At 32.8% G+C, this 996-nt stretch carries 1 protein-coding gene; it reads left to right on the top strand.

What is annotated here, in order from left to right:
* On the top strand, positions 1-851 hold an 851-nt coding region (gene ltrA, locus ACYQ3D_RS12605; RefSeq protein WP_459838812.1), incomplete at its 5' end, for a group II intron reverse transcriptase/maturase.
* Positions 852-996: the final 145 nt, after the last annotated feature.

The raw sequence follows: 996 nt of genomic DNA, 5'->3' as shown, positions 1-996 counted from the left end.
ACTTTGAGAGATTGTTTTGTGAATGTTCTTTTGGATTCAGACCTAACAGATCAACCCATGATGCAATAGAGAAAATAGAAGAATATAAACAGCAAGGTTACGATTGGGTAGTAGATGCAGATATAAAATCTTATTTTGATACTATAAACCATGATTTATTAATGGATTTTATAGTAGAATATATAAGTGATGGATGGGTATTAGACTTAATTAGATCGTGGCTAACTGCAGGAGTCATGACCGAAGAAGGAAGAAAAGAGACTAAAGAAGGAACACCTCAAGGAGGTGTGATCTCTCCTTTATTAGCTAATATCTATTTACATTACTTTGATAAGAAGATGACTCGAAGGGGATATAAACTAGTTCGCTTCGCTGATGATTTTGTAGTATTGACCAAAAGTAAAGATAAAGCCAAAAGAGCATTACAAGTAACTCGTCAGATAATAGAAAATGAATTAAAATTAAAACTCCATCCTGAGAAGACAGTGATAACAAACTTTTATGATGGGTTTAAATTTCTAGGATTTAGATTTCATCATTGGTATTATAAAAGTCCAAGAGATAGAGCAATAAATAACTTTAAAGATAGAATAAGAGATATAACTAGAAGAAATAGACCTCAGAAATTGGAAATAATAATTGATGAGTTAAATTTAGTACTAAAAGGCTGGGGACATTACTTTAAAATAGGCAATATCAAAACATTATATAGGAAATTAGATAAATGGATAAGAATGAGAATACGTTCTTTCATAGAAGGAAAGAAAGCGATAATTCATCAGAATTATCGCTTATCGAATAAGTTTTTAAGAGAAGAAGGACTAGATTCACTGCTTACTGATGTGCTGTAATCGAGAGTGAAATATACATCTATGGTAACATAGAGTCGCTGACTTACTCTCTGATATGGAGCACCAATAACCGAAAGCTGTATACGGGAAAACCGTTCGTGCAGTTTGATAAGGGGTCCCAGCTGTGAAGCTGGTCCTACTTTAT

Source organism: Halanaerobaculum tunisiense (genome assembly GCF_054657635.1).
This window is presented reverse-complemented; position numbering and strand designations above follow the sequence as displayed.